A 24,631-nucleotide genomic window follows, 5' to 3' on the forward strand; every position below is an offset into this window, starting at 1 on the left:
GGTAGAATGGACAGGTTGCCCGGTCAGGGCGTCAACACCTCCCCGTGCTCCCTCCCGAAAGGTCTCCTCCGTGATCACTGTCCAGAACCTCGAACTGCGTGCCGGTGCGCGGCTGCTCATGGACGAGGTCAACTTCCGGGTGGACAAGGGGGACAAGATCGGCCTCGTCGGCCGCAACGGCGCCGGCAAGACGACGATGACCAAGGTCCTCGCGGGGGAGACCCTGCCCGCGGGCGGGACGGTCACGCGCACCGGGGCGGTCGGCTACCTCCCCCAGGACCCGAAGGTCGAGGACATGGACCAGCTGGCCCGTGACCGCATCCTCTCCGCCCGCAACCTCGCGGGCGTCGTCGCCCGCCTGCGCCAGGCCGAGCAGGACATGGCCTCCGGGGACGACGCCGTGCGCAACAAGGCCATGCGCGGCTACGACCGGCTCGAGTCGGAGTTCCTCGCCGGCGGCGGCTACGCCGCCGAGTCCGAGGCCGCGACGATCACGTCCAACCTGGACCTGCCCGAGCGCATCCTCGGTCAGCCGCTGCGCACCCTCTCCGGCGGTCAGCGCCGCCGCGTGGAGCTGGCCCGCATCCTCTTCTCGGACGCCGACATCATGCTCCTCGACGAGCCCACCAACCACCTGGACGCCGACTCCGTGGTGTGGTTGCGGGACTTCCTGAAGAACTTCCAGGGCGGGCTGCTGGTGATCAGCCACGACGTGGAGCTGATGGAGATGGTGGTCAACAAGGTCCTCTACCTGGACGCCAACCGCTGCGTCATCGACCTGTACAACATGGGCTGGAAGAACTACCTGCTGCAGCGCGAGCAGGACGCCCACCGCCGGAAGCGCGAGTACGCGAACGCGGAGAAGAAGGCCACCGCCCTGATGGACCAGGCCAACAAGATGCGGGCCAAGGCCAGCAAGGCCGTGGCCGCCCAGCAGATGATCAAGCGCGCCGAACGGCTCATGAACGGCCTCGAGGGCGAGCGGCAGGCGGACAAGATCGCGAACATCCGCTTCCCGAAGCCCGCCGACTGCGGCAAGACCCCCCTGACCGCACGGGACCTGTCCAAGTCCTACGGCTCCCTCGAGATCTTCAACGACGTGGACCTGGCCATCGACCGGGGCTCCCGGGTGGTCATCCTCGGGTTCAACGGCGCCGGCAAGACCACGCTGCTGCGGATGCTGGCCGGCGAGGCCCAGCCGGACACGGGTGAGGTGGTCCCGGGCCACGGCCTCAAGCTCGGCTACTTCGCCCAGGAGCACGACACCCTGGACCCGGACCGGACGGTGCTGGAGAACATGCGCTCCGCCGCCCCCGACCTCGCCGACACGGAGGTGCGCAACGTCCTGGGCTCGTTCCTGTTCCAGGGCGACGACGTCTCCAAGCCCGCCGGGGTGCTCTCCGGCGGCGAGAAGACCCGCCTGGCGCTGGCGACCCTCGTGGCCTCCTCCGCCAACGTGCTGCTCCTCGACGAGCCGACCAACAACCTGGACCCGGCCTCCCGCCGGGAGATCCTCAACGCCCTGCGCACCTACGAGGGCGCGGTCGTGCTCGTCTCCCACGACGAGGGGGCGGTCGAGGCCCTGGACCCCGAGCGCGTGGTGATCCTGCCCGACGGCACCGAGGACCTGTGGAGCCAGGAGTACCAGGACCTCATCTCCCTCGCCTGAGCCGGGCGGCGCTCCCGGTCAGTCGCGGGACGCGGTGGTGCGCTCGCGCTCCAGGGCGTCCAGCAGGGCGTCCTCATCGTCCTCCCACGTGGGGCGGGAGCGCTTGCGCTGGGGCTTGGGCCGCATGAGGGACTTGAGGTGGGCCGGCATGTCGTCGGCCATCTCCATCCGGCGGACGACGAGCTCCTCGTCGCCCTCGCCGATGTAGTTGCCGTCCTCGTCGTAGAACCGTGCGAGCCGGCGCTCCATCTCCTCGGCGTACTGGCGGTCCCACGCGTCGTTGCGGGCCTGCTGGCGGGCGGCGTAGCCGTAGGCCACGAAGAAGAGGGCCGCGAACGCGTACCACTGCAGCGAGTAGGACAGGTGCGGCCCGGAGTCGATCTCCGGCTCGGGGGCCGCGGCGGGGGCCACCGCGGGCGCCGGGTCCTCGGCGAAGACCTCGCCGTAGGCCTCCGTGCCGATCGGCCGGTCCCAGCGCTCGCGCAGCTCCTCGAGGTCGATCGAGGCGATCTGCCCCTCGGGGGCGCCGCGGCTGACGGCCGGCTCGCCGGGCTGGAGCCTGGCGGTGACCGACACCTCGCCGGTGGGCGGGGCGGGCACGTCGTCCGGCATCCCGTTGGCCGCCTCGCCCGTGGGGATCCAGCCGCGGTCGAGGACCACGACGTCCCCGCCCTGGGTGCGGAACGGGACGAGGACCTCGTAGCCGACGCGTCCGTCCTGCGGCCGGTTGCGGACCAGGACCTGGTCCTCCGGCAGGTAGCGGCCGGTCAGCCGCACGGGGTGCCACGTGAGGCGCTCGTCGTGGGCGGCGAACTGCTCGGCGGCGTCCGCGCCGGTCAGGGGCTCCGCGCGGTAGTTCTGCGTGATCTTGGTGTTCTCGCCGACGAGGTGCTCGTTGCGGTCCATCTGCCAGCCGCCCAGGTACACGGAGAGCACGGCGGCGGCGCAGGCGATGAGGAAGAACCCGAGCCACTTGCCGCTGAGCAGGAAGCGGTAGTCGTTCATCCCCGGTGCTCCTGCGCGGGGCCCGCGAGGGGGACGGTGTCCTTCCAGAAGCCGCGCGCGCCGAGGAACTGCTCGAGGTCGCCGCGGTGCTCCGGGCACGCGAGCCAGATCTTGCGGCGCTCGGGGTCGTGGATGCGCGGGTTGTTCCAGCGGATCTGCCACGCGGCGTCCGCGCGGCAGCCCTTGCGGGAGCACTGGGGGGTGTCGGGCCCGGCCGGGGGAGCATCGGCGCCTCGCGGGGACAGCGATCCGAGCAGGTCGAACTCCACGGCGGTCGTGCTCCTCAGGGTCTTCGGTCGGGTCCCGGGACGGCCTGCGGCGGGCTCAGGCCGCGCCGCGGTGCCGGGTGGTGTCGTCCTCGACAGTAGCGGAGGAAGCCGGGTCCTCGCTGGGAGCGGCCGTGCTCCCGTGGCCCGGCGGGGTGGGGCCGCCGTCCCCGTCGCCGTCCCCGTGGCCGGCCACGAACTCGCCCTCGAGCACGAACCCGATCGCCGGCGGCTCGGCCGGCGGTCCCGGTTCGGGGGCGGCCGCCAGGGCGGGCGCGGCCGGCGGCTCGTAGTAGTTGCTCGTCCGGGTGGAGCGATCGTTGCTGTTGGCCAGCAGCACCGCCATCCACGGCAGGATGGCCACCCCCAGGATGGCGACGCCGCGGACCCAGATGTTGTCGACCGCCACGAACACGATGAGGCACACGATGCGCAGGCCCATCTGGATGCTGTAGACCTTCATCCGGTGGCCCATGTCCTGGGTGTGCGGCTCGGCAGTGGCGGTGATGGAGTGGACGTCGTCCTGGCCGGCGGTCTCGCCGGTCGTGAGATAGCGCTTGCTCATGGTCCTCCCAACAGACGTCCAATTGTCTCACCGGGGTCCGACATCGAGAAGGCGGTCCCCGGGGGCTACCGGCCGGTCGCCCGCCCCGACCGGTACGATTGGGAGGATTTCTCCGCGGGCGCGCGTCCACACCGGGCCGCGCCGACCGCGACCCACGACCGAAAGGCCCTCTTCCCATGGCAGACGAGCAGCGCAGCCCGGCACCCCGCACCGTTCTCGTGACCGGCGGCAACCGCGGGATCGGGCGGGCCATCGCGCAGGCGTTCCACGACGCCGGGGACAACGTGGCCGTCACCTACCGCTCCGGCGAGGCGCCCGAGGAGTTCTTCGCCGTGCAGGCCGACGTCACCGACTCCGCTTCGATCGACGCCGCGTACAAGGCCGTCGAGGCCGAGTTCGGCCCGGTCGAGGTGGTCGTGGCCAACGCCGGGATCACCCGGGACACCCTGCTGCTGAGGATGAAGGAGCAGGACTTCCAGGACGTCGTGGACACCAACCTCACCGGTGCGTTCCGCGTGGTCCAGCGCGCCGCCAAGGGGTTCATGCGGCTCAAGCGCGGGCGCGTGGTCCTCATCTCCTCCGTCGTCGGCCTCTACGGCTCGCCCGGTCAGGTCAACTACGCCGCGTCCAAGGCCGGACTGATCGGCATCGCCCGCTCCATCACCCGGGAGCTGGGCGGGCGCAACGTGACCGCCAACGTCGTCGCCCCCGGGTTCATCAACACCGAGATGACCGCGGCCCTGCCCGAGGACACCCAGAAGGACTACCTCGCCTCCATTCCGGCGGGCCGGTTCGCCGAGCCGGAAGAGGTCGCCGCCGTCGTGCGCTGGGTCGCCTCCGAGGAGGCCAAGTACATCTCCGGCGCCGTCATCCCCGTGGACGGCGGCCTCGGCATGGGCCACTGAGCCCTGCTGCCCCACGTTCCCCGCACGTTCCACCGAAGGAGCACCATGAGTTCACTTGCAGGCAAGACCGCGGTCGTCACCGGGTCCTCGCGCGGCGTCGGCGCCGACACCGCCAAGCTGCTGGCCGGGGAGGGCGCCAACGTCGTCGTCAACTACCGGCAGAAGGCGCCCCGCGCCAACAAGGTCGTGAAGGAGATCGAGGCGGCCGGCGGGAAGGCCATCGCCGTCCAGGCCGACATGACGGAGCCCGAGGACGTCCGCAACCTCTTCGCCCAGGCCGTGGAGGCCTTCGGCGGGGTGGACGTGCTCGTGCTCAACGCCTCCGGCGGCATGGAGACGGACCTCGGCGAGGACTACGCGCTCAAGCTCAACCGCGACGCGCAGAACGACACCCTCACCGCGGCGCTCGAGCACCTGCCCGAGGGCGGGCGCGTGGTCTTCGTGACCAGTCACCAGGCGCACTTCATCAACGACGTCGAGACCATGCCGGAGTACGTGGAGGTCGCGAAGTCCAAGCGCGCCGGTGAGGACGCTCTCACCGCCCGCGTCCCGGAGCTGACCGAGCAGGGCGTGACCTTCGTGGTGGTCTCCGGCGACATGATCGAGGGCACCGTGACCGCGACCCTGCTCAACCGGGCCCGCCCCGGAGCCCTCGAGGAGCGCCGCGAGGCCGCCGGCAAGCTCTACTCCGTGCAGGAGTTCGCCGAGGAGATCGCGCGGATGGTCACCGCGGACGTCCCCACGGGGCACGTCGAGCTCGTCGGCGGCGCCGACGACTTCCTGGCGAAGGCCGGGCGCAAGTAGGCCCACGTCCGACGACGACGGCGGGGCGGTCACCTTTCCGGACGACCGCCCCGCCGTCGTCCCCGCCGGGGCCGGCGGCCTGCGGGCGCGGCCCCCGCGCTGCCGGTGCGCGGTGCCGTGGCCGGCGGCGTGGAACCGCCCGCAATGTGACGCCGCGCCTGCGCCGGGGGTGCTATTGATGGACCACACGGTGCGAGGCCGCCCGCGCCTCGGCCAGGAGCACCTCCGCGCGGTGCGGAGCCGAGCGAGGAGCCACCATGACCCCACGGCCCACAGGACGTCTCGATCCGGGCGGCCACCTCGTCCTCGCCCGCACGTTCCGCGCCTCGGCCGAGGAGATCTGGTCCGCAGTGACGGACTCCGACCGGCTCGCCCGGTGGTACGGGACGTGGAGCGGGGACCCTGTCTCCGGCCGCGTCGAGCTGCGCATGACCGCCGAGGACTGGGACCAGCCCGAGCCCCTGCTGATCCGCCGGTGCGACCCGCCGCGGCACCTGGCGCTCACGCTGGGCACGGCGGCCGACGCCTGGCGCGTGGACCTCGACCTCGTGGACTACGGCGGGACGACCGTCCTGCAGCTCACCCACCGGTATCCCGACCCCGACGAGGTGGAGTCGGTCGGGCCCGGCTGGGAGTACTACCTGGACCGCCTGGTCGCCGCCGAGACCGGCGGGAGCCCGGACGCCGTCGACTTCGCGCGCGACTACCACCCCGCGATGGCCGGGCACTACCGGTCGCTCGCCGAGCAGCTGCGCGCCCGGGACTGAGGCCGCCGGTCCACGGCGAAGCGCAGCGCGGTCAGCTGCCCGCTCTCGCCCACCGAGGTCCGGCGCAGCCGCACCCGGCGGCCGGTGGCGCAGCACGAAGAAGGGGCCGCGGAAGGCCCCGCCGTAGAACCCGGGCCGGTTGCGGTCCTCGACGTCCATGGTGCGCCGGCCGACGAGCAGCGCACCGGTCGAGGCCACGACCTCGTCGATCGTCCCGTCGGGACCGGTCTCGGCCCCGAAGGCCCACCGCATGTCGTCACCGGGTGCGGCGATGCAGCCGCCGAGGCTCGTCCGGACGTGCCACCGCACGATGCCCGCGGCTGCCTCCTGCTGCGCGTCGGGCGGCCCTCAAGCGGCGGCGGGGCCCGCGATCTGGATGAGGTTGCCGCACGTGTCGTCGAGCACCGCGGTGGTGTACGGACCGGCGTCCGTGGGCTCCTGGACGAAGTGCACGCCGCGCTCGCGGAGCCGCTCGTACTCCGCCCGCACGTCCTTGACGCCGAAGCTGGTGAAAGGAATGCCGTCGGCGACGAGCGCGGCCTTGAACGGCCCCACGGCGGGGTGCTCCGAGGGCTCGAGGACCAGCTCGACGCCCTCGGGCGCCTGGGGCGAGACCACGGTGAGCCAGCGGGCGCCGCCGGCGGGGACGTCGTGCTTGACCATGAAACCGAGCTTGCCGGTGTAGAACAGCAGGGCCTGCTGCTGGTCGTCGACGAAGACGCTGGTGTGGGTGATCTTCATGGAACGGTCCTCCTCGGGACGGGTGGAGCGGGGGATGTGGAGTTCCTCAGGAGTCGGCGTCGCCGATGCTGAACATCCAGTGGATGCCGAACCGGTCGGTGCCCATCCCGAACAGACCACCCCAGGGCGCCTCCTCGAGCGGCATCGTGACGGTCCCGCCCGCGGTCAGCGCCTCCCACCAGCCGCGCATCAGCGTCTCGTCGTCGCCGCCCACGGAGACCGAGACGTTGTCGCCGACCGTCAGCTCCATGCTGTTCGGGGTGTCGGAGGCCATCAGGACCATGCCGGTGCCGGTGGTGAGCATCGAGTGCATGACCTTGTCCTGCTCCGCGGGGTCGTCGCTCGCCCCGTACTCGCTGAAGCGGCTGATCGACAGCTCCCCGCCGAACACGGAACGGTAGAACGTCATCGCCTCCTCGGCGGTGTCCCGGAACGAGAAGTAGGGATTGAGCAGGATGGGCATGGTCCGGCCTCCGCGTCGATCGGTCGATGCCCTTCATCATGACGCCGTCCGCGCCGCGGGGGAAGGGACCCTGGGAAGCCGCCGGCGGGGTGCGTAACCTGGTGCGCATGAGCAGAACGCAGTACTACGTGGCGGCCAGCGCCGACGGGTACATCGCAGACCGGGAGAACCACCTCGACTGGCTGCTGCAGTACGGTTTCGAGGCCTACCAGGAGCACTACGACGCCTTCCTGGCCGACGTCGGGGCGCTCGCGATGGGGGCGAGCACGTACGAGTTCGTCCTGGACCAGGGGGAATGGGCCTACGGCGACCTGCCGGTGTGGGTGTTCACGCACCGCGAGCTGCCGCGGTTGGCGGGGGCGGACCTGCACTTCCTCAGCGGGCCCGTGACGCTGCACGCCGAGGCCGTGGTGGCGTCCGCGGGCGGGCGGAACCTGTGGGTGGTGGGCGGCGGGCAGCTCGCGGCCCAGTTCGCGGACGCCGGGCTGCTCGACGAGCTGTGGCTGACGTACATGCCGATCGTCCTGGGCGGCGGCCATCCCGTGCTGCCGACCGAGGCGGCGCGCGACCTGCGGCTCCAGCGCACCACCCACTTCGAGGGCGGCGCCGTGGAGCTGCGCTACGTCCTGCAGGGCCCGGACCGGCAGGTGTGGCCCGAGTAGTCACACCTCGTCGTCGGGCCGCGGGCCGCGGACGGCACGTCCTGCCACGGCATCGGTTGGCTGACCCGCACCCACGGGCTGACCACCGACAACCTGGTCTCCGCGGAGCTCGTGACCGCCGCGTGCAGTGGGAGCACGCGCTGACGGCCTTCGGGTCGTGGTCGCGGGAACTTCCGGACGAGATGAACACCGTCGTGTCCTCCGGGATCCTCCCGCTGACTCCGGCCCGGCGCGGAGCCCGGGCGACGGGCCGGGCGGTCAGCGGGCGGCGGACGGGCGCGGCAGCCCGTACCAGGCCGCCGCGTTGTCGTGCAGCACGGACGCCGCGGCGTCGGGGCCCAGGGCCTCGACGACCAGGCCGACGTCCTCGTCCCGGAACGGGCGCTCCGCCCGAGTGCTCGGCAGGTCGGTGCCGAACAGCAGCGCCGTCGGGTCCACGGCGTGGATCCGGCGCAGCGCCTCCCGCACGTCGAGCTCGACGCGGCCGAACCCCGTGGCCTTGACCTTCACGCCCTGCCCGACGAGCTCGAGCAGCCGGGGCATCCCCGACGCGCTCATGCCGAGGTGGTCGACGCCCACCCGCGGCAGCCGCCGCAGCACGGGGGCGAGGTGCTCCAGGGCGGCGGCGTCCAGGTAGAACTCGGCGTGCCACCCGGCGAGGTCGTGCACCCGCCGGGCCAGCCGCTCGATGCCGGCCGGGTCCGCGTCCGCGCCGCGGCGGAGGTTGAAGCGCACGGCCCGCACCCCGGCCCCGTGGAGCTCGCGCACCTGCTCGTCCGGGACCGTGGACGGCAGCTGGGTGACGCCGGCGAAGCCCGGGCCGAGCTCCGCCAGCGCCGTGCGCAGGTACTTCTGGTCGTGGCCCTGGAACGAGCCGCTCACCACCGCCCCGCCCACCACGCCCAGCCCGCGGACCCGCCGCCGGTAGTCCTCGACCGTGAAGCACGGCGGCACGTACCCCTGGTTCGGCACCAGGGGGAACCGCGGGTCGATCACGTGCAGATGGGCGTCGATCACGGCGTCCTCGTCCCCGGTGCCGTCCTCGGTCCCCCGGCCGGGGGAGCGGCGGCGGGGCGGGGGCTCATCCGGGGAGGTGGCGCTGGAGCCACAGCGTCAACCACAGCTTCAGCCGCAGCTCGTCCCAGTCCGGCACGTCGACCACCAGCGCGGCCGGCCCGTACCGGTGGACCGATCCGACTCCGTCCCGGTCGACGAGCTCGGCGACCAGCCGCTCCAGCAGGGCGGGGTGCTGCTCGACGATGTCGGTCCGCAGCCCCACGTCGAAGCAGCCGACCTCGGCGACCACGCTCACCAGCGGCTCCTGGGAGACCCCGGGGGCCGCTCGGCGCAGCGCGGAGATCGTCCGCCGGGTGTGGGCGAGCATCTCCGGCCCGTCCATCGGGTCGCGGCCGTGGGCCGACTGATAGGCGCTGTAGAGGGGCAGGGCGGGGAGGAAGACCTGGTGGTGGTCGGTGGCGAGCACCGGGTAGTTGAGCAGCGGGTGGTCGCTGATGCGGTGCTCCCCGATCCGCCAGTGCGCGCCGGGCACCGCCGCGACGAGCACCTCGGCGAGATAGCTGACGAAGCCGTCGAGCAGCGCCAGCGTCGGGGCCGGCGGATGCGGGTCCACGAGCTTGCCGTGCCTGGCCCAGCTGGGCCAGGAGTCCCGGGTCGGGTCGTTCTCGAGCGTCTCGGGGGCCACGCCGAGCTCGGCGCAGCGGCCGGCGATCCGCTCCCACACCGGCGCCACCGACTCGAGCGTGCCGTCCAGCAGGGCGCCCGGAGCGCGGTCGTGGTCGGCCAGGGCGCTGCGCAGTCGCTGCAGCGCCGGGACGCGTTCGGCCACGAAGCGCCGCAGCGCCTCGTCCGCCTGCTGCGGGGTCATCCACTCGTAGAGCGTTGCTGCCATGGATCCGACTCTACGCGGGACCCTCCGGCGCCTGGTACGGCCTCCGGCTGCCGCCCGGGGCGCGGCGACCGAGCGGCCGGAGTGCGGCGGGCCGTGCGGGTCACTCCTCGAACGGGGGCCACAGGCTGATCCCCAGCCGGACCTCCAGGCGGGCGATCGTGTAGCCGTCCGGCCAGACGTGACCGTCCAGGATCCGCGACAGCGCCGTGTGGTCGACGCCGGTGAGCGCCCCGACCTCGCGCAGGGGCCGGGATCCCACGGCCGCCCGCAGGTTCAGCGCGAACAGCCTCGCCCGTTCCGCCACCGGGTCGTCGCAGATCTCGTCCGGCCAGGAGAGAGAGTGGTCCTGTGGTTCCGGTCGTGCCCTGCTGGCCATGGCGAGCAGTCTAGGGACCGGCCCTGAGCATGAACCTGAAGCCTCAGGGAGCGGCCGGCCCGTAGCGGTGCTCAGGGCGGCCGGTGCTCCCGTAGCGCAGCTGGATCTCGACCGAGCCGTCCTCGGCCAGCGCGGAGAGGTAGCGCTGGGCCGTGGCCCGGGAGATGCCGACCTTGCGGGCGATCTCCGCGGCGGGGAGCGGGACCCCGGGCTCCAGGGCCGCCAGGACCGAGGCCTCCGTCGCGGACCGGGTGCGCTCACCGGGGGAGGCGGTCTCGCCGGGGTGGAGGGCGTGCAGGGCGCGGTCCACGGTCTCCTGCGTCAGCGCGTCCCGGTCGGCGAGCAGCCGGCGGTACCGGGAGTAGGCCCGCAGCGTGCGGGCCAGCCGCTCGTTCGGGAACGGCTTGATGAGGTAGGCGAGCGCGCCGCGGCGGACGGCGGTCCGCACGGAGGCCGGGTCGGCCGCCGCGGTGAGCATGATGACGTCCACGTCGAGGGCCCGCAGCAGGTCCAGCCCGAGCGCGTCGGGCAGATAGACGTCCAGCAGGACGAGGTCGGGCTGATGGGCGTGCACGGTGCGCATCGCCTGCTCGGCGGTGCCCACCGGCGTCAGCGCGGTGAAGCCCGGCACGGCGTTCACGAATCCCGCGTGCAGCCGTCCCACGTGGAAGTCGTCGTCGACCACGAGGACCACCAGGTCGTCGCTCATCCTGCACCTCCTGAAGCACCGGCGGACGGTTCCCCGCGGACGTCGGCCCCGGGCCCGGGCTCGCGGACCACGGTACCGGGCAGGCGTGCGCAGAAGACGGCTCCCGGCCCTCCGGGGCGTCCCGGATCGGCCACCCACACGTCCCCGCCGCGCCGGCGGGCCAGCTCACGGCTCAGGGACAGGCCGAAGCCCTGGCCGTGGACGTCGGGCAGCCGGTCGAACTGCGCTCCGCCGTCGTTCCCGGGGCGGGGGGCCGGGACGGCGGTGGACCAGCCCTGGGCGAAGATCGGCTCGGGATCCTGCACGGGGAGCCCGTCGCCGGAGTCGGCCACCACGAGGTGCAGCGTGCCCTCCCCGCCGGTCCAGTCGTCGAGCAGCTCGACCTCGACCCAGCGGTCCTCCGCCTCGCCCTGGACGGCGGCGCGGATTGCGTTGTCCACGAGGCTGCCGATCACGGTGGTGACGTCCTGCGGGTCCGTGACCCGGCCGCGGACCAGGGTGTCCGCGCCGATGCGCAGGCTCACGCCGCGCTCGGCGGCCTCGACGCTCTTGGCGCCCAGGAACGCCTGCAGGTAGGGGTCGCGCAGAAGCTCGGCCCGCTCGGCCGGATAGCTGAGGGGACCGGTCTCGGTCACCTCGGACACGTACCGGCGGGCCTCCCCGGCGTCGCCGATCGCGAGCAGCCCCGAGATGGTGTGCAGGCGGTTGGCGAACTCGTGGCGCTGGGCGCGCAGGGCGGTGCTGAGCGCGCCGACGGCGTCCAGCTGGCGGGTCAGGGACTGCAGCTCGGTGCGGTCCCGGACCAGCACCACCCAGCCGAGCGGTGGCAGCCCCGGGCCGGCGGGCCGGACGGCGCGGGCCGAGAGGATGAGCACGCGCCGTCCGACGACCTGCTCCACGGCCGGGGACGCCGGGCTCGCCGCGGCGAGCAGGGCGGGGAAGGACGCCGGCAGACCTGCCTCGGCCAGGGGGGTGCCCACCAGCCGGGAGGGCTCCGCGACGTCCAGCAGCCGCCCCGCCTCGGCGTTGACCACCGTGATGCGGTGCTCGGGCGAGACGCCGATGACGCCCTCGTCGACGCCGCGCAGCACCGCCTCCTGGTCCTGGGCGAGCGCGACGATCTCCTCGGGCTCCAGCCCGAGGGTGAGGCGCTTGAGCCGGCGCGCGATCGCCGCGGAGGCGGCCGCGCCGAGGCCCAGGGCGCCGACGGCGGTGGCCGCGACAGGGGTGATGTCCTGCCGGAGGCTGGCCAGCACGTCCTCGCGGGAGATCCCGACGCTCACCGCTCCCACCACTGCGGCGTCCGTTCCCGGGGCGTACACCGGGACCTTGGCCCGGGCGGAGTGCCCGAGGGTGCCGCGCTCCTGGCTGGTGACCTCCCGGCCGGCCAGGGCCTCGGTGGGGTCCGTGCTGACGGGTCGGCCCAGCTGCTCGGGGTTGGGGTGGGAGAGCCGGAGCCCGGTGTCGTCGGTGATCACCACGAAGAGGGACTCCGTGCGGCGGCGGACCTCCTCGGCGGAGGACTGCAGGGACCCCCGCGCCAGCACGTCCGGGTCGAGGTCCTCGGGGCCGGCCTCGACCAGGTCGGCCACGCCCGCGCGGACGTCGTCGGTGGCGGCCACGGCCCGGGCGATGGACAGGGCCTGGTGCTCGGCGTCCCGGCCCAGTCGCTCGTAGGTCAGCCACCCGTAGACGCCCCCGCACAGCGCGACGACGAGCGTCACCACGGCCAGGTGCAGCAGCGTCATCCGTGCCAGGAAGCCGGGGCGCTGCCGGGGCGCACCGGGTGCCGTCACTGTCTCTCCTCGTGGCCGGGCGTGGTCTCGTGCGCGACCGCCGCGCGTGGTGCGCACCACTCTACGTCCCTGAGGTGCTCCACCGCCGTGCTCCGGGAGCGGCGGCCACGGGTCGCCGAGGTGCTCGGGCGAGGGGGCGGAGGGTCAGAGGTTGGCGAAGAAGCGGACCGCGTCCAGGTTCGGCAGGTTGACCTGGGCGTCGGCGGCCGCACGCAGGGCGGGCTTGGCGTTGAAGGCCACGCCGAGTCCGGCGGCCCTGAGCATGTCGATGTCGTTGGCGCCGTCGCCCACGGCGATGACGTCCTCGGGGGCGACGTCCAGCTCCTCGGCCCAGCTCCGCAGGCAGCGCTCCTTGACGGTGCGGTCCACGACCTCGCCGAGCACCTTGCCGGTGAGCTTCCCGTCGACGACCTCGAGGGCGTTGGCGGCGTGCCGGGTGAGCCGCAGCTCCTCGGCGAGCGGGGTGAGGACGTCCAGGAATCCCCCCGAGACGGCAGCCACGGCGTGGCCCTCCCGCAGGAACGCCTTGACGAGCACGTCCGCGCCGGGGGAGAGCCGCACCGCGGCCCGGACCTCCTCGACCACGGACGCGGGCAGGCCCGCGAGGGTCTCGACCCGCGCGTGCAGGGACTGGGTGAAGTCCAGCTCCCCGCGCATGGCCGCCTCGGTCACGGCGGCGACCTCGGCCTCGCGGCCCGCGTGGGCCGCGAGCATCTCGACGACCTCCTGCTGGATGAGCGTGGAGTCCACGTCCATGATGAGCAGCTTCTTGCGCCCCGGGTCGAAGAGGGTGGTGGGCACCACGTTGACGTCCACCCCGGGCAGCATCTGGTGCAGGGGGTCGGGCCGCAGGGCCGCGAGCAGGGCGGTCGCGTCCGACCCGGCCACGTGGGCGGTGAAGGCGTTGTAGCCGGGGACCCGCGAGTCCGGGCCGGCGGAGCCGGGGCCGGTGACCCGCACGGCGGAGAACCGCTCGACCTCGGCGCCGGCGTCCTGCACCAGGGAGAGGATGCGCTCACGGGCCTCCGGGTCCGGATTCTGGGCGAACGCGATCACGGCGAGGTCGGTGGTCATGCGGCCAGTGTATCCATGCCCCCGGACGCGCCCGCGGGGAGACGGGCGCCGGGGCGGGGACCGCCGCCGCCGGTGCCCTACAGTGGCCGGTATGAGTGCTGTGGTGGAGATGGTGGACGTCAGTGTGGTCCGTGGGCAGAAGACCCTCCTGGAGTCCGTGGACTGGGTCGTCAACGAAGGCGAGCGGTGGGTCGTGCTGGGCCCCAACGGCGCCGGCAAGACCACGCTGCTGTCCATCGCCGCGGCCCGGCTGCACCCGACCCGCGGGATGGTGGACATCCTCGACGAGATCCTCGGCGCGGTGGACGTCTTCGAGCTGCGGCCCCGGATCGGCCTGAGCTCCACGGTGCTCGCCGCCCAGATCCCCGAGGCGGAGACGGTGCGCAACTGTGTGGTCACGGCCGCCTACGGCGTGACCGGGCGGTGGGTCGAGAACTACGACGACGCCGACGAGGCCCAGGCGCAGGAGCTCATGGCCGCGTGGGGCATCGACCACCTGGCCGAGCGCCGCTTCGGGTCCCTCTCCGAGGGCGAGCGCAAACGCGTGCTGATCGCCCGGGCACTGATGACCGATCCCGAGCTGCTGCTGCTCGACGAGCCCGCGGCGGGTCTCGACGTGGGCGGCAGGGAGGACCTGGTGGCGCGGCTGGACGAGCTGGCCCGGGACGAGGCCGCGCCGGCCGTCGTCATGGTCACCCACCACCTGGAGGAGGTGCCCGACGCCTTCACGCACGCGCTGCTGCTGCGCGAGGGACGGGTCGTGGCCTCCGGGCCCGTGCGGCAGGTCATGACCCAGAAGAACCTCTCCGAGACGTTCGGCCTGCCCCTCAAGCTCGTGCGGGTCGGCAACCGCTACGCGGCGTTCGCCCGGTCCTGACCCGGCGTCCGTGTCCGTGACCCCGGCCGTGGAGAACGTCAGCGAGCTCGTCACCGGCCTGCTCGCCGGCCTGCCCTTCGAGGGGTGGCAGGTGGGGCTCATCCTCCTCGCGGGGGTGTGGGCGGGGCTGATCAACACGATCGTGGGCTCCGGGACCCTCGTCACCTTCCCCGTGCTGGTCACGATGGGCGTGCCGCCGGTGACCGCGTCGATGTCCAACGCGATGGGCCTGATCGCGGGCAACCTCACGGGTGCCTGGCACTACCGCCACGAGCTCAAGGGCGTCGAACGGACCCTCCTGAAGCTGGTCCCGTTCTCGGTGGTCGGCGGCGTCATCGGCGCGGCCCTGCTGCTGCGCCTGCCGGAGGCCGTGTTCGGCTACGCCGCCCCGGTCCTGATCGTCGTGGCCCTGCTGTTCGTGATCTTCCAGCCGCGGCTCCAGGCGCTGGTGCGCCGGCGCAAGGAGGAGCAGGCCGAGGCCGCCGCCGCGGCGGCGCGCGCCCGCGGGGAGACCGCCCCGCGCCGCCTGGACCCGGACCGCGCCCCGCAGCCCGTGTCCCTGTACGCCCTGGTCTTCCTGGCCGGCGTCTACGGCGGCTACTTCGTGGCCGCCCAGGGAGTGCTGCTGCTGGGCATCCTGGGCGTGTTCCTGTTCGCCTCCCTGCAGGCCGCCAACGCCGTCAAGGTGGTGCTCGTGGCCTTGGTGAACATCGTGGCCGCGGTCTCCTACGTCCTGTTCGCCCTCGACCGGATCAACTGGTGGGTCGTGCTGCTCATCGCCGTCAGCTCCACCGTGGGCTCCTGGGCCGGGGCCAAGATCGGCCGCCGGCTCTCCCCGGTCGTGCTGCGCACCGTGATCGTGGTGCTGGGCGTCGTGGCCCTCGTCAACCTGGTGTCCCGGCTGCTCTGAGAGCCGCCGCCGGCACCGCGACGAGCCGGCGCCCGGCCGCACACGCCCGGCCGGACACGCTCGGGCGGTCGAGGTCAGCCGGACGAGGTGGCCGTCACGTGCCGGGCGGGGTCGAAGGGCTCGAACACCGCGGAGCCGATCATGAAGATGCCCCGCTGGGGGATCCAGAAGTCCCGCAGCCGAGCCTGCTCCGTCAGCGCCCCGATCGAGCCCAGGTCCGCGCCGCCCAGCGTGGCGCGGCTGTCCTGCACGAACCACATCCGCCGGGGGGCGGCCCGGAACGACTGGCCGTTGGGGACCTCGCCGACCAGGCCGATCCGGCCCGCCCGCAACGAGGGGCCGGCCGCCGCGCCCACGGCCCGCAGGAAGCGGCGGCCGCGCCACAGCCGTTGCGGCAGGGCGCCGGAGACCCCGGACATCAGCCGCGTGAGCGGGGTGTCCCCGACCCGCACCTCCCAGACGAGACCGACCCCGTCCCCGACGGTCACGGTGAAGCTGCGCTCGTCGCTCCAGTCGATCGAGATCCGGTGGACGGACGCCGACGAGAGGGCGCTGCCGAAGTAGCGCGGGCAGGAGAGCCCGGGGTCCGCGTCCGTCCACATGGTCCAGGCCCCGGCCGGGTCGCGCCACCAGACCGACGTGTACCCCGGGCCCACCGACGTCACCGGGAAGCGGCGCAGGGCCAGCACGTGCCCGGAGCGGAACGGCAGCCCCATCACCCCGTAGCCGGAGAACCGCTCCTCCTGCCCGGGCGGGAGCTGCGCCCGGTCCTCCACCGCGGCGACGCGGGTCCGGATGTCCGCCATGACGACCACGCTCCCCTTCTCCTGGGGCGAGCGTAGGCCCCGCCCGCCGCCGGGGCAACGGTCACCGACCCCGGCCGCGAGCAAGTCCTCCCCAGGGCACCGGCTACGATCGGGGCGACCCGTCCGCGACCCGTCCGCGACCCGTCCGCGACACGTCCGCCACGCCCCGACCACGAAGAGACCCCGTGACCGACTTCCCCCACCTGATCCGCCTCGAGAGCGCCGACGACCCCCGAGTGGCCGACTACGCCCGCCTGACCGACGTCAAGCTGCGGCGCCGGCTCGAGCCCGAGCGCGGCATGTACATCGCCGAGTCCTCCAAGGTGCTCCGCCGGGCGCTCGCGGCCGGGCACTCGCCCCGGTCCTTCTTCATGGCCGACAAGTGGCTCGAGGACCTCGCGGACGTGCTGGCAGAGCATCCGGACGTGCCCCTGTACGTCGGCGACGACGACGTGCTCGAGCAGATCACGGGCTTCCACCTGCACCGTGGGGCGATCGCGGCCATGCAGCGCCCGGAGCCCGTGGCACTGGAGCAGCTCCTGGCGTCGTCCCACCGGATCGCGGTCCTCGAGGACATCGTCGACCACACCAACGTGGGAGCGATCTTCCGCTCGGCCGCCGCGCTGGACGTCGACGCCGTGCTCGTCACCCCGCGCTGCGCCGACCCCCTGTACCGCCGGTCCATCCGCGTCTCGATGGGCACCGTGTTCCAGGTCCCGTGGACCCGGCTGCAGCACTGGACCGCCGACCTGCAGCGGATCAAGGACGCAGGCTTCACCACGGCGGCGCTCGCCCTGAGCGAGGACTCGATCACCCTCCAGGAGCTCGCCGCGCGCCGGGACGAGCGACTCGCCCTGGTCCTCGGCACCGAGGGGGACGGGCTGAGCGCCGCCACCGTCCACCACGCGGATCTCACCGTCCGGATCCCGATGTCCCACGGCGTGGACTCCCTCAACGTCGCCGCCGCCTCGGCCGTGGCGTTCTGGGAGACCCGTCCCGGCGTCCAGGAGCGCACGGCGCCCGCGTCGTAACGGTTCGGCCCCCAAATGCACTCCGAGCGGTGACGTTGGCGATCGCGAAACCTACGCTTGAAGGGTCTGCGAGGCCCGGTCCTTCACACCGCGGCACCAGCCGGCGGCCGGGCGCGGACGGAGGAGCGAGAAGGAACGTCATGAAAAAGTTGATCTCATGGCTGGCGGCACTGGTGCTGGCCATGGGGCTGGGGCTGGTCGTCCCCAGCAGTGCCGGCGCCGCGGAGCCGTACTGCGGCATCCGGTGGGGGTCCACCCCGGAGTACTCGAAGGTGTACACGGGCGATGTGATCACCGACGTACGATCCGGTCGGCACGCGTGCTTCGACCGTCTGGTCGTCGACCTCCGTGGCGGCGACGTCCCGGGGTACAACGTGGCGTACACCGCCGTCGCCGAGCAGGGATCGGGCAAGGCGGTTCCCCTGCGGGGAGCGGCCGATCTGCGGATCATCGTCCACGCACCTGCCTACAAGGACGGCAAGGCCACCTACTTCCCGAAGAACCGGAAGGAAGTGGTGGACGTCAGCGGGTACCGGACGTTCCGCCAGGTGGCGTGGGCCGGCAGCTTCGAGGGGCAGACCACCATCGGCCTCGGCGTCCGCGCGAGGCTCCCGTACCGGGTCTTCGTGCTGGACGGTCCGGGGAACAAGACGCGGCTCGTGGTCGACGTCGCCCACCGGTGGTGAGCCTGTCCCACCACCGGTGACTGCCGCACGGGGGGCCCGGCCCGCACCGGGCCCCCGGCGTGCGGGACGGCCCGTGAATTATCCCCGGAGATCCGGTACGCTGGACCGCTGGTGCCCGATGCCCCCGCCCTTCTCGAACCGCGCGGACGGACGACGACGGAGCACCGCCCACCGAGCGAAACCGTGGCTGGCAAAATCCAGGCACCAACAGAAGGTTTGAATCCCATGAAGACTGACATCCACCCGGACTACCACCCGGTCCTCTTCCGCGACCTGGCCTCCGGCAAGACCATCCTGACCCGTTCCACCGCCACCTCGCAGAAGACCGAGACGTGGGAGGACGGCAACGAGTACCCGATCATCGAGGTCGAGATCTCCTCGGAGTCCCACCCGTTCTACACCGGCAAGCAGCGCATCATGGACTCCGCCGGTCGCGTGGAGCGCTTCAACGCCCGCTTCAAGAACTTCGGCAAGTCCAGCAGCTGACGTTCGTCCCGCTCGCGGGGCCCCGCACGATCGCACGCAGGCCCGGACCGCATCGGTCCGGGCCTGCGTCGTCCCCGGGCGTAGGCTGACCCGGGGCCGGCAGCAGGGGCCACCAGCGGGAACGACCAGCAGAAATGACGGGAGGACGCGGATGACGCAGGAGCGGCGGCACGGGGAGTTCAAGGTGCTGGGCGGAAAGCTCGTGGTCGCGGACCTGACCGTGGTCGACGGCCGGCTGACCGACGTCTCCGTCAACGGGGACTTCTTCCTCGAGCCCGACGAGGCCCTCGAGGACATCAACGCCGCGCTGACAGGGCTCGGCGAGCACGCCTCCCAGGAGGAGATCGTCGCGGCCGTCGAGGCGGCCCTCGCGGACGACGTCGTGCTGTTCGGCTTCTCCCCGCAGGCGATCGCCACCGCGGTCCGCCGGGCCCTGGCTCACGCCACGACCTGGCACGACCACGCGTGGGAGGTCATCCCGCCCACGGTCCGGCCCACCCTGGAGAACCTGGCGCTCGACGAGGTCCTCGCCCGCGAGGTGGGCGCCGGCCGGCGTCCCCCCGCCCTGCGGCTGTGGGACTGGGAGGAGCCGTCCGTGGTGATCGGGTCCTTCCAGTCCTTGCGCAACGAGGTGGACGCGGAGGGCGCGCGGCGGCACGGCATCTCGGTGGTGCGCCGCGTCTCCGGAGGCGGGGCCATGTTCATGGAGGCGGGCAACTGCATCACGTACTCGCTGTACCTGCCGCAGACGCTCGTGGACGGCCTGAGCTTCTCGGAGTCATACCCGTTCCTCGACCGGTGGGTCATGCAGGCGTTCCAGGAGATGGGGCTGGAGGCGTTCTACGTCCCGCTCAACGACATCGCCACCGAGCACGGCAAGATCGGCGGAGCCGCGCAGAAACGCTTCGCGGGCGGCGGCATGGTCCACCACGTGACCATGAGCTACGACATCGACGCGCAGAAGATGACCGAGGTCCTGCGGATCGGCAAGGAGAAGCTCTCGGACAAGGGACACCGCTCGGCCAAGAAGCGCGTGGACCCGCTGCGCCGGCAGACCGGCATGGCCCGAGCCGACGTCGTGGACAAGCTCATGGAGGTCTTCGCAGGACGCTACGGGGCCGCGGAGGGCGCCGTGCGCGAGACCGAGCTCGCCGCCGCCCGCGAGCTGGTGGCCACGAAGTTCGCCACCCCGGAGTGGATCGCCCGGGTGCCCTGAGCCGCTCGCGGCACCTCTCCGGGCCGGCGCTCCCAGCAACCTCCGAGCAACGGAGGCCTAGCATGAGCGGCACGAACGCCGGCCCCGGCAGGCTCCGGGACCGGCCTCCGCCGCCCACCGCACCGGGAGCCCTCCATGTCCGTCGACGACCGCGACGCCGCCCTTGCAGCCGCCCGCGAGGCGGTTCCGCGGAACCGCCGGCACCCCGTCCGACGCGCGCTGCCGGTGCTCCTGGGCCTCGTGCTGGTCCTCGCCCTGGCCGGAGGGGCCTTCGTCTGGAACCTGGGACGGACCTTCGACGCCCGGAAGCAGGTCGTCGAGGACGCGTTCCCGGCCGAGACCGGGCGGCCCGCCGCGGGCTCCGCCCAGGACCGGGGCACCACCGTGCTGCTGCTCGGCGCCGACAGCCTGCCGGGCGGGCGGGCGGACGTGGGCGTCGTCGGGGAGCGGGCGGACACCATCATGCTGGTGCACGTTCCCGAGGACGGCGGCGAGGCCTACGTCATGTCCCTCCTGCGGGACACATGGGTACCGATCCCCGGGGTGGGCGAGGCCAAGATCAACGCGACGCTCGACCTCGGCGGCGTCCCCCTGATGGTCGAGACGGTCGAGGGCCTCGTCGGGACCCGCGTGGACCAGGTCGCCGAGGTGGACTTCGCCGGCTTCCAGGCCCTCACCGACGCCCTGGGCGGGGTCACGATCGACGTGCCCCAGGACTTCGTCTCCAACGAGGGCATGACCTTCGAGCAGGGCCCCGAGCACATGGACGGGGAGCGGGCCCTCGAGTTCGTCCGGGAGCGCAAGGCCTTCGAGGGCGGTGACTTCCAGCGGGTGGAGAACCAGCGCAGCTACGTCCGGGCCGTGCTGGAGCGGCTGCTCGGCTGGCAGACGCTGCTCAACCCCGTCCGGATGCACACCGTGGTCAGCGACTTCTCGCCCTACCTGAGAGTGAGCGAGGGACTCGACTCGGCGTGGATCGCCGGGCTGGCCCCCGACCTGGTCGGCCTCTCCGCCGGGGACCTGCAGATGACCACGGCACCGCAGCTCGGCCTCGGGGTGTCCCCGGACGGGCAGTCCGTCGTCGTTCCCGACCTCGAGGCGATGGCGGAGATCGGCGCGGCCATCTCGGCGGACGAACTCGGCCGATATCTTGCTACGCTGAACCCTGACGATCAGTAGTTCCCCGCCGACCCCCGAACCGGCGAGGAACGTCTTCCCCCGCCCGCAGCACGCCCCGTGATCGACCGGGACGGCCCCTTCTGACCCCCGCGAGAAGGCCATGCCGCACACCCCCCGCCCTTTCAGCCCGGACGACGAGCCCGAGGCCTTCTGGCTGCCCGCGGCCCGGACCCTCCCCACCGGCGCCGCGCGACCCGCCGCCCGCGCCCTGCTGCGCAGTCCCTGGCCCGAGGCCGGGGCCGCCGTGGCCCGCACGCTGGGCCCGGACGCCGGCGCGGAGAGGCGGCTCGAGGCACGGCTCCGGCGCGCCCGCCGGGGTCGCCCCGCCCCGCGCACGGCCCGCCGCCTCGCCGAGGCGGCCCTGTCCGCGGGCCGGGTGGCCGAGGCGGACCGGCTCCTGGCGCAGGTGCCGCCCGGCACCAGGGACCTCGCGGGCACGACGGCCCGCCGGCACCGCCACGTCGGCCGGATCTCGGAGGCCGTGGTCGAGCTGCGGCGCGCCGTGGCCGCCGGCCGGGCCACACCGGGGGAGCGGCGCCGGCTGCTCCACTACGAGGACGAGCTGCGGCTGCTCTCCGGCTGGCGGCCCGCCCTCACCCCGGTGGTGAGCTACGGCCCGGAGCCCGCGTCCGTGCTCCACGTGCTCGCCGAGGCCCCGCCACGCGCCCGGGGGCGCCGCGCCCTGCGCACCCACTCCCTGCTCTCCGCGACCGTGGCCCAGGGCTGGACCGTGACCGCTGTGACGCGCCCCGGTCCCGTGCCCCCCGAGAGCAGGGCGCACGGCGTGGCCGCCGAGGTCCTCGACGGCGTCTCCTACCACCAGCTCCTGCCCGCACGCCGGGCGCTCACCCCCACGGCACGACTGCAGCAGGAGGCGCAGGCGCTGCTCGAGCTCGCGCTCCGCGCGCGGCCCGCGGTGCTGCACACCACGAGCCGCCCCGGCAACGCTCTCGTGACCCGCGCGGTGGCGGAGGCGCTGGGCATCCCGTGGGTCTACGAGGTGCGGGAGCTGCCGGCCGACCGGTGGGCGGCCTCCCGCCCCGACGAGGCCGCCACGAGCGAGCGCCACCGTCTCGACTGCGCCCGCGAGGCCGAGTTCCTGGGCGCCGCGGCCGACGTCGTGACGGCGAGCCGCGCCATGCGCGAGCGGGTGCGAGCGCTCACGCGGGGCCTGCCCGCCGGCCCGGTGCCGGTCCGCGTCGCGCCCCCGGCCGTGGACGGTCCCTACCTGGCGGATCCCCGCCCCCTGCGGGAGGCACGCCGGGTCCTGGGGCTGCCGGAGACGGCCCGGGTGGTGGGCTCGGTCGCGGACCTGGTGGAGCACGAGGGCCTCGACGACCTCCTGCGCGCCGCCGCCCTCGTGGCCGTCGACGTGCCGGAGCTCCTCGTGGTGGTCGTGGGCGACGGCCCGGCCCGGGCCGAGCTCGAGCGTCTGGCCGCGCAGCTCGGCCTGGGCGGCCGGGTCCGGTTCGCGGGGCGGGTCCCGGACGAGCAGGTCGTGCAGTACCACCAGGCGTTCGACGTGTTCGTGGTCGCGCGCAAGGACCGCCCGGTCACCCGGGCCGCGGCCCCGACCGAGTCCGTCGAGGCCCTGGCCACCGGCACCCCCGTGGTCGCCTCCCGGCTGCCCGTGCTCGCCGAGACCGTGGCCGACGGCATCACCGGGATGCTGACCCCGCCGGAGGAGCCCGAGACCCTCGCGACGGTCCTGCGGATGATGCTCGAGTGCCCTGCCGTGCGCCGGTGCCTGGGCGTCGAGGGCCGGCGTCGTGCCGTGCCGGGGCGGACTTGGCACGGCGTGGCCGCGGCCGCCGCGGAGACCTACGACCACCTGACGGGACGCTCCGGGTCCGAGGAGGCGTCCGCCTGAGGAGGGCGCGGTCTCAGAGCAGACCGAGACGGGCGAGGCGGCGGCGTGCGGCCGCCTCGCTCGGGCCGGTCTCGCCGAGGGCCCTGCCGACGACCGCCAGGGTGAGCCCGGCGGGGCCCCTGGTCGGCAGCGGCACGGGGCCCAGCCGCGGACGGTCGAGACCGAGCAGCTCCAGCCGGTCCTCGGGCAGCGAGTCCACGACGGCGGCGAACAGGGCGCGGTAGCCCGGGAGCAGCAGCGGGTCCAGAGGAGGGCGGCGCAGGAACGCCACGACCTCGTCCACCACGGGCCCACCCGCGAGGTGCGGGCCGAAGGAACGGAGGCGCTCGTCCAGCTCCGCCTCGGAGCGCGGTGGCCGCTCCACGCCCATCAGGCGCCCGGCCACGGCCCACTCCCGCACGTACGCGTCGGGTCCGCCCGGGATGTCGCCGCCCCACCGCTGGTGGCAGCGCAGGAAGGCGTCCGTGAAGGCCAGGTGGACCCACTCGGCGAGGTCCGGGTCGTTCGCGCAGTACGGGTGCCGCGCGCCGTCAGCCCCGGTGTAGGTGCCGCGCACGCTCTCGTGGACCCGGCGGACGTGGTCCGAGGCCCGTCGCGCGGCGGCGGTGTCACCGTAGGTGACGGTGAAGATCCACCGGATGGTCCCGGCCAGGCGTCCGAGCGGGTCCCTCCGGTAGTCGGAGTGCTCGACGACGCCCGCCAGCGCCCCCGGGTGCAGGGCCTGGGTGAGCAGGGCGCGCACGCCGGCGGGAATGGTCGCCATCGAGCCGTGCACGGCCCAGACCGCCGAACCGGGCCGGAAGTGCCCGGCGTCCTCGCCGTCGGCCAGCGCCAGCTCCCACTCCGGCACGCGGTCCGCCTGGCCGGCGAACGTCGTGCGCAGCCTGTCCTGCAGCGGCGCCATCAGTCCCACCTCGTCCTCCTCCTGTCCCCGGTGCTCCGTGCCGCCCCATCATGGCGGGTGCCTCCGACATCCGCTGCTACGGGCAGCGCGGGCGGGCGGCGAGGGCGGGCAGCGCGGGGGAGAGGGGCGGGCCGGCCGGGCCGGTCAGGACTTCTCCTGGCCCCCGGTCTCCAGCGAGGCCAGGGGCGCGCCCTCGAGGAAGCGCACCAGCGCCGGCGAACGGGTCACCACCGTCTCCTGGTAGCGGCCCGGCAGATCGGGGTCCTTGCCGATGACCAGCTGCTCGACGTCGTCGTCCAGGAACATCGCCAGGGTCCCCCGCAGCAGCTCCAGCACGGTCTCGTCGCGGAGCATGCCGCGCACGGCGCCGGGCACCCGGACGGTGCGCTCGCCGTCGAGGACCACGTCGACGAAGTCAGGGGTGTCGCTCTCCGACCAGCGGGCCGTGGTCGCGGCCGCGACCGCCCCGGTGGTCTCGACCGCGAGGGTGACCACGATGGTCGCCTCCATGAGCGCCGCCTGGATGTCCTTCGCACGGCGCCGTTCGCGGTTCCTGCGCCAGCGGCTCGGACGCGTGCGGCCGACCACCAGGTACTCCAGCTGCAGCTGGCCCTGGCAGTCCTCCAGGAAGGCGACGGTGACGGTCTCGGAGGGGCAGTCGCCCCGGACGGCGGCGTAGGCCCGGCGCAGCAGGTCCTGCAGGTCGGTGGAGCCCCGGCCGAGCGTGCGCGCCGAGAGGCTCACGGTCCGGCCGTGGGCGCCGAGGCAGCGCACCGTGATCGGAACGCGTGCCACCGTGGTGTCGAGGGGGGAGTCCACGCTGACGTCGGGCCTTCCTGTGGGAACGGGGGAGTGACCTCATCATAGATGTGCACGCATGGTCCAAGTCCTGTGTGACGTCCTCCGTTGTGGGGACAACAAGCCCCTCACCAGGGGCGACGGACGGGCCGGACGG

Annotated in this window: 27 protein-coding genes; 13 read left to right on the top strand and 14 right to left on the bottom strand. The window is 73.6% G+C overall.

Annotated features, from left to right (window positions below):
- Positions 1-70 precede the first annotated feature (70 nt).
- Positions 71-1,669, top strand: a complete 1,599-nt coding sequence (gene abc-f / locus ACH9D2_RS15200; protein ID WP_396363659.1) for a ribosomal protection-like ABC-F family protein — start codon at positions 71-73, stop codon at positions 1,667-1,669.
- Positions 1,670-1,687: 18 nt separating this feature from the next.
- Here abc-f and ACH9D2_RS15205 read toward each other — a convergent pair whose 3' ends face one another.
- From ACH9D2_RS15205 to ACH9D2_RS15215, 3 genes are read right to left on the bottom strand one after another with little or no spacing between them, the layout of a single operon-like run.
- Positions 1,688-2,674: an SURF1 family cytochrome oxidase biogenesis protein gene (locus ACH9D2_RS15205; RefSeq protein ID WP_396363660.1), complete on the bottom strand. Its 987-nt coding sequence runs from the start codon at positions 2,672-2,674 to the stop codon at positions 1,688-1,690.
- Complete coding sequence (locus ACH9D2_RS15210) at positions 2,671-2,943, bottom strand: hypothetical protein (RefSeq protein WP_396363661.1); 273 nt, start codon at positions 2,941-2,943, stop codon at positions 2,671-2,673. Before ACH9D2_RS15210 ends, ACH9D2_RS15205 begins: the two co-directional genes overlap by 4 nt.
- A 55-nt stretch (positions 2,944-2,998) precedes the next feature.
- Positions 2,999-3,505 (bottom strand): DUF3099 domain-containing protein, encoded by a 507-nt coding sequence (locus ACH9D2_RS15215; RefSeq protein ID WP_396363662.1) that lies wholly within the window; start codon positions 3,503-3,505, stop codon positions 2,999-3,001.
- Between the two features lie 176 nt (positions 3,506-3,681).
- Between ACH9D2_RS15215 and ACH9D2_RS15220 the strand changes: the two genes are divergently transcribed.
- The 3 genes from ACH9D2_RS15220 to ACH9D2_RS15230 all read left to right on the top strand — a co-directional run bounded on the left by ACH9D2_RS15220 (position 3,682) and on the right by ACH9D2_RS15230 (position 5,981).
- Positions 3,682-4,410 carry a beta-ketoacyl-ACP reductase gene (locus ACH9D2_RS15220; RefSeq protein WP_396363663.1) on the top strand — a complete coding sequence of 243 codons (729 nt, stop codon included), beginning with the start codon at positions 3,682-3,684 and terminating at the stop codon, positions 4,408-4,410.
- 45 nt (positions 4,411-4,455) lie between these two features.
- On the top strand, positions 4,456-5,214 hold the full coding sequence (locus tag ACH9D2_RS15225; protein WP_396363664.1) for an SDR family oxidoreductase: 759 nt from the start codon (positions 4,456-4,458) through the stop codon (positions 5,212-5,214).
- A 257-nt stretch (positions 5,215-5,471) separates the two neighbouring features.
- Positions 5,472-5,981, top strand: a complete 510-nt coding sequence (locus ACH9D2_RS15230) for an SRPBCC family protein (protein WP_396363665.1) — start codon at positions 5,472-5,474, stop codon at positions 5,979-5,981.
- A 348-nt stretch (positions 5,982-6,329) separates the two neighbouring features.
- Here the strand turns inward: ACH9D2_RS15230 and ACH9D2_RS15235 are convergent, their stop codons facing one another.
- Both ACH9D2_RS15235 and ACH9D2_RS15240 read right to left on the bottom strand, forming a co-directional pair.
- Complete coding sequence (locus tag ACH9D2_RS15235; protein WP_396363666.1) at positions 6,330-6,722, bottom strand: VOC family protein; 393 nt, start codon at positions 6,720-6,722, stop codon at positions 6,330-6,332.
- 46 nt (positions 6,723-6,768) lie between these two features.
- Positions 6,769-7,185, bottom strand: coding sequence for a VOC family protein (locus tag ACH9D2_RS15240; RefSeq protein WP_396363667.1), 417 nt, complete (start codon positions 7,183-7,185; stop codon positions 6,769-6,771).
- Positions 7,186-7,292: 107 nt separating this feature from the next.
- Here ACH9D2_RS15240 and ACH9D2_RS15245 point away from each other — a divergent pair, with 107 nt between their 5' ends.
- On the top strand, positions 7,293-7,847 hold the full coding sequence (locus tag ACH9D2_RS15245) for a dihydrofolate reductase family protein (RefSeq protein ID WP_396363668.1): 555 nt from the start codon (positions 7,293-7,295) through the stop codon (positions 7,845-7,847).
- Positions 7,848-8,105: 258 nt separating this feature from the next.
- On the opposite strand, the gene ACH9D2_RS15250 is transcribed toward ACH9D2_RS15245, so the two are convergent.
- The 6 genes from ACH9D2_RS15250 to serB all read right to left on the bottom strand — a co-directional run bounded on the left by ACH9D2_RS15250 (position 8,106) and on the right by serB (position 13,711).
- Entirely contained in the window at positions 8,106-8,864 is a 759-nt protein-coding gene (locus tag ACH9D2_RS15250) for an amidohydrolase family protein (protein ID WP_396363669.1), read from the bottom strand.
- A gap of 64 nt (positions 8,865-8,928) precedes the next feature.
- Positions 8,929-9,756 carry a hypothetical protein gene (locus ACH9D2_RS15255; protein ID WP_396363670.1) on the bottom strand — a complete coding sequence of 276 codons (828 nt, stop codon included), beginning with the start codon at positions 9,754-9,756 and terminating at the stop codon, positions 8,929-8,931.
- Between the two features lie 100 nt (positions 9,757-9,856).
- The gene (locus ACH9D2_RS15260; protein WP_396363671.1) at positions 9,857-10,132 is read right to left on the bottom strand and encodes a hypothetical protein; all 276 of its coding nucleotides are present in this window, start codon (positions 10,130-10,132) and stop codon (positions 9,857-9,859) included.
- Positions 10,133-10,175: 43 nt separating this feature from the next.
- Complete coding sequence (locus ACH9D2_RS15265) at positions 10,176-10,841, bottom strand: response regulator (RefSeq protein ID WP_396363672.1); 666 nt, start codon at positions 10,839-10,841, stop codon at positions 10,176-10,178.
- Positions 10,838-12,637, bottom strand: coding sequence for a sensor histidine kinase (locus tag ACH9D2_RS15270; RefSeq protein WP_396363673.1), 1,800 nt, complete (start codon positions 12,635-12,637; stop codon positions 10,838-10,840). The genes ACH9D2_RS15265 and ACH9D2_RS15270 overlap by 4 nt, the downstream gene beginning before the upstream one ends.
- Positions 12,638-12,781: 144 nt before the next feature.
- On the bottom strand, positions 12,782-13,711 hold the full coding sequence (gene serB, locus ACH9D2_RS15275; RefSeq protein ID WP_396363674.1) for a phosphoserine phosphatase SerB: 930 nt from the start codon (positions 13,709-13,711) through the stop codon (positions 12,782-12,784).
- A gap of 91 nt (positions 13,712-13,802) precedes the next feature.
- On the opposite strand from serB, the gene ACH9D2_RS15280 reads away from it, so the two are divergent.
- The gene (locus ACH9D2_RS15280) at positions 13,803-14,588 is read left to right on the top strand and encodes an ATP-binding cassette domain-containing protein (protein ID WP_396363675.1); all 786 of its coding nucleotides are present in this window, start codon (positions 13,803-13,805) and stop codon (positions 14,586-14,588) included.
- 58 nt (positions 14,589-14,646) lie between these two features.
- Complete coding sequence (locus ACH9D2_RS15285; protein ID WP_396363683.1) at positions 14,647-15,498, top strand: TSUP family transporter; 852 nt, start codon at positions 14,647-14,649, stop codon at positions 15,496-15,498.
- Positions 15,499-15,572: 74 nt separating this feature from the next.
- On the opposite strand, the gene ACH9D2_RS15290 is transcribed toward ACH9D2_RS15285, so the two are convergent.
- Entirely contained in the window at positions 15,573-16,304 is a 732-nt protein-coding gene (locus ACH9D2_RS15290) for a hypothetical protein (RefSeq protein WP_396363676.1), read from the bottom strand.
- Positions 16,305-16,489: 185 nt separating this feature from the next.
- Here ACH9D2_RS15290 and ACH9D2_RS15295 point away from each other — a divergent pair, with 185 nt between their 5' ends.
- The 6 genes from ACH9D2_RS15295 (at position 16,490) to ACH9D2_RS15320 (ending at position 22,772) form a co-directional block, all read left to right on the top strand.
- Positions 16,490-17,335 (top strand): TrmH family RNA methyltransferase, encoded by an 846-nt coding sequence (locus ACH9D2_RS15295; RefSeq protein ID WP_396363677.1) that lies wholly within the window; start codon positions 16,490-16,492, stop codon positions 17,333-17,335.
- Between the two features lie 140 nt (positions 17,336-17,475).
- Complete coding sequence (locus ACH9D2_RS15300) at positions 17,476-18,021, top strand: AMIN-like domain-containing (lipo)protein (RefSeq protein ID WP_396363678.1); 546 nt, start codon at positions 17,476-17,478, stop codon at positions 18,019-18,021.
- 225 nt (positions 18,022-18,246) lie between these two features.
- Positions 18,247-18,507, top strand: coding sequence for a type B 50S ribosomal protein L31 (locus ACH9D2_RS15305; RefSeq protein ID WP_058875018.1), 261 nt, complete (start codon positions 18,247-18,249; stop codon positions 18,505-18,507).
- A 151-nt stretch (positions 18,508-18,658) separates the two neighbouring features.
- Positions 18,659-19,723, top strand: coding sequence for a lipoate--protein ligase family protein (locus ACH9D2_RS15310; protein ID WP_396363679.1), 1,065 nt, complete (start codon positions 18,659-18,661; stop codon positions 19,721-19,723).
- A gap of 135 nt (positions 19,724-19,858) precedes the next feature.
- A complete protein-coding gene (locus ACH9D2_RS15315; RefSeq protein ID WP_396363680.1) occupies positions 19,859-20,902 on the top strand; it encodes an LCP family glycopolymer transferase in 1,044 nt (347 codons plus the stop codon).
- 100 nt (positions 20,903-21,002) lie between these two features.
- Entirely contained in the window at positions 21,003-22,772 is a 1,770-nt protein-coding gene (locus ACH9D2_RS15320; RefSeq protein WP_396363681.1) for a glycosyltransferase family 4 protein, read from the top strand.
- Positions 22,773-22,785: 13 nt separating this feature from the next.
- On the opposite strand, the gene ACH9D2_RS15325 is transcribed toward ACH9D2_RS15320, so the two are convergent.
- Both ACH9D2_RS15325 and ACH9D2_RS15330 read right to left on the bottom strand, forming a co-directional pair.
- Positions 22,786-23,676, bottom strand: coding sequence for an oxygenase MpaB family protein (locus ACH9D2_RS15325; RefSeq protein WP_396363684.1), 891 nt, complete (start codon positions 23,674-23,676; stop codon positions 22,786-22,788).
- Positions 23,677-23,820: 144 nt separating this feature from the next.
- Positions 23,821-24,495, bottom strand: coding sequence for a hypothetical protein (locus tag ACH9D2_RS15330; protein ID WP_396363682.1), 675 nt, complete (start codon positions 24,493-24,495; stop codon positions 23,821-23,823).
- Between the last annotated feature and the right edge of the window lie 136 nt (positions 24,496-24,631).

The sequence above is a fragment of the Kocuria rhizosphaericola genome (genome assembly GCF_044462205.1).
GTDB classification, from domain to species: Bacteria; Actinomycetota; Actinomycetes; order Actinomycetales; family Micrococcaceae; genus Kocuria; species Kocuria rhizosphaericola.

Excerpts from the sequence above, each read along its gene's own strand:
- ACH9D2_RS15240 (WP_396363667.1), bottom strand. The coding sequence starts at position 7,185 with ATGCCCATCCTGCTCAATCCCTACTTCTCGTTCCGGGACACCGCCGAG.
- ACH9D2_RS15280 (WP_396363675.1), top strand. The coding sequence starts at position 13,803 with ATGAGTGCTGTGGTGGAGATGGTGGACGTCAGTGTGGTCCGTGGGCAG.
- ACH9D2_RS15245 (WP_396363668.1), top strand. The coding sequence starts at position 7,293 with ATGAGCAGAACGCAGTACTACGTGGCGGCCAGCGCCGACGGGTACATC.
- serB (WP_396363674.1), bottom strand. The coding sequence starts at position 13,711 with ATGACCACCGACCTCGCCGTGATCGCGTTCGCCCAGAATCCGGACCCG.
- ACH9D2_RS15325 (WP_396363684.1), bottom strand. The coding sequence starts at position 23,676 with ATGGCGCCGCTGCAGGACAGGCTGCGCACGACGTTCGCCGGCCAGGCG.
- ACH9D2_RS15215 (WP_396363662.1), bottom strand. The coding sequence starts at position 3,505 with ATGAGCAAGCGCTATCTCACGACCGGCGAGACCGCCGGCCAGGACGAC.
- ACH9D2_RS15235 (WP_396363666.1), bottom strand. The coding sequence starts at position 6,722 with ATGAAGATCACCCACACCAGCGTCTTCGTCGACGACCAGCAGCAGGCC.
- ACH9D2_RS15260 (WP_396363671.1), bottom strand. The coding sequence starts at position 10,132 with ATGGCCAGCAGGGCACGACCGGAACCACAGGACCACTCTCTCTCCTGG.
- ACH9D2_RS15255 (WP_396363670.1), bottom strand. The coding sequence starts at position 9,756 with ATGGCAGCAACGCTCTACGAGTGGATGACCCCGCAGCAGGCGGACGAG.
- ACH9D2_RS15225 (WP_396363664.1), top strand. The coding sequence starts at position 4,456 with ATGAGTTCACTTGCAGGCAAGACCGCGGTCGTCACCGGGTCCTCGCGC.
- ACH9D2_RS15320 (WP_396363681.1), top strand. The coding sequence starts at position 21,003 with ATGCCGCACACCCCCCGCCCTTTCAGCCCGGACGACGAGCCCGAGGCC.
- ACH9D2_RS15310 (WP_396363679.1), top strand. The coding sequence starts at position 18,659 with ATGACGCAGGAGCGGCGGCACGGGGAGTTCAAGGTGCTGGGCGGAAAG.
- ACH9D2_RS15305 (WP_058875018.1), top strand. The coding sequence starts at position 18,247 with ATGAAGACTGACATCCACCCGGACTACCACCCGGTCCTCTTCCGCGAC.
- ACH9D2_RS15265 (WP_396363672.1), bottom strand. The coding sequence starts at position 10,841 with ATGAGCGACGACCTGGTGGTCCTCGTGGTCGACGACGACTTCCACGTG.
- ACH9D2_RS15220 (WP_396363663.1), top strand. The coding sequence starts at position 3,682 with ATGGCAGACGAGCAGCGCAGCCCGGCACCCCGCACCGTTCTCGTGACC.
- ACH9D2_RS15205 (WP_396363660.1), bottom strand. The coding sequence starts at position 2,674 with ATGAACGACTACCGCTTCCTGCTCAGCGGCAAGTGGCTCGGGTTCTTC.
- ACH9D2_RS15290 (WP_396363676.1), bottom strand. The coding sequence starts at position 16,304 with ATGGCGGACATCCGGACCCGCGTCGCCGCGGTGGAGGACCGGGCGCAG.
- ACH9D2_RS15300 (WP_396363678.1), top strand. The coding sequence starts at position 17,476 with ATGAAAAAGTTGATCTCATGGCTGGCGGCACTGGTGCTGGCCATGGGG.
- ACH9D2_RS15315 (WP_396363680.1), top strand. The coding sequence starts at position 19,859 with ATGTCCGTCGACGACCGCGACGCCGCCCTTGCAGCCGCCCGCGAGGCG.
- ACH9D2_RS15230 (WP_396363665.1), top strand. The coding sequence starts at position 5,472 with ATGACCCCACGGCCCACAGGACGTCTCGATCCGGGCGGCCACCTCGTC.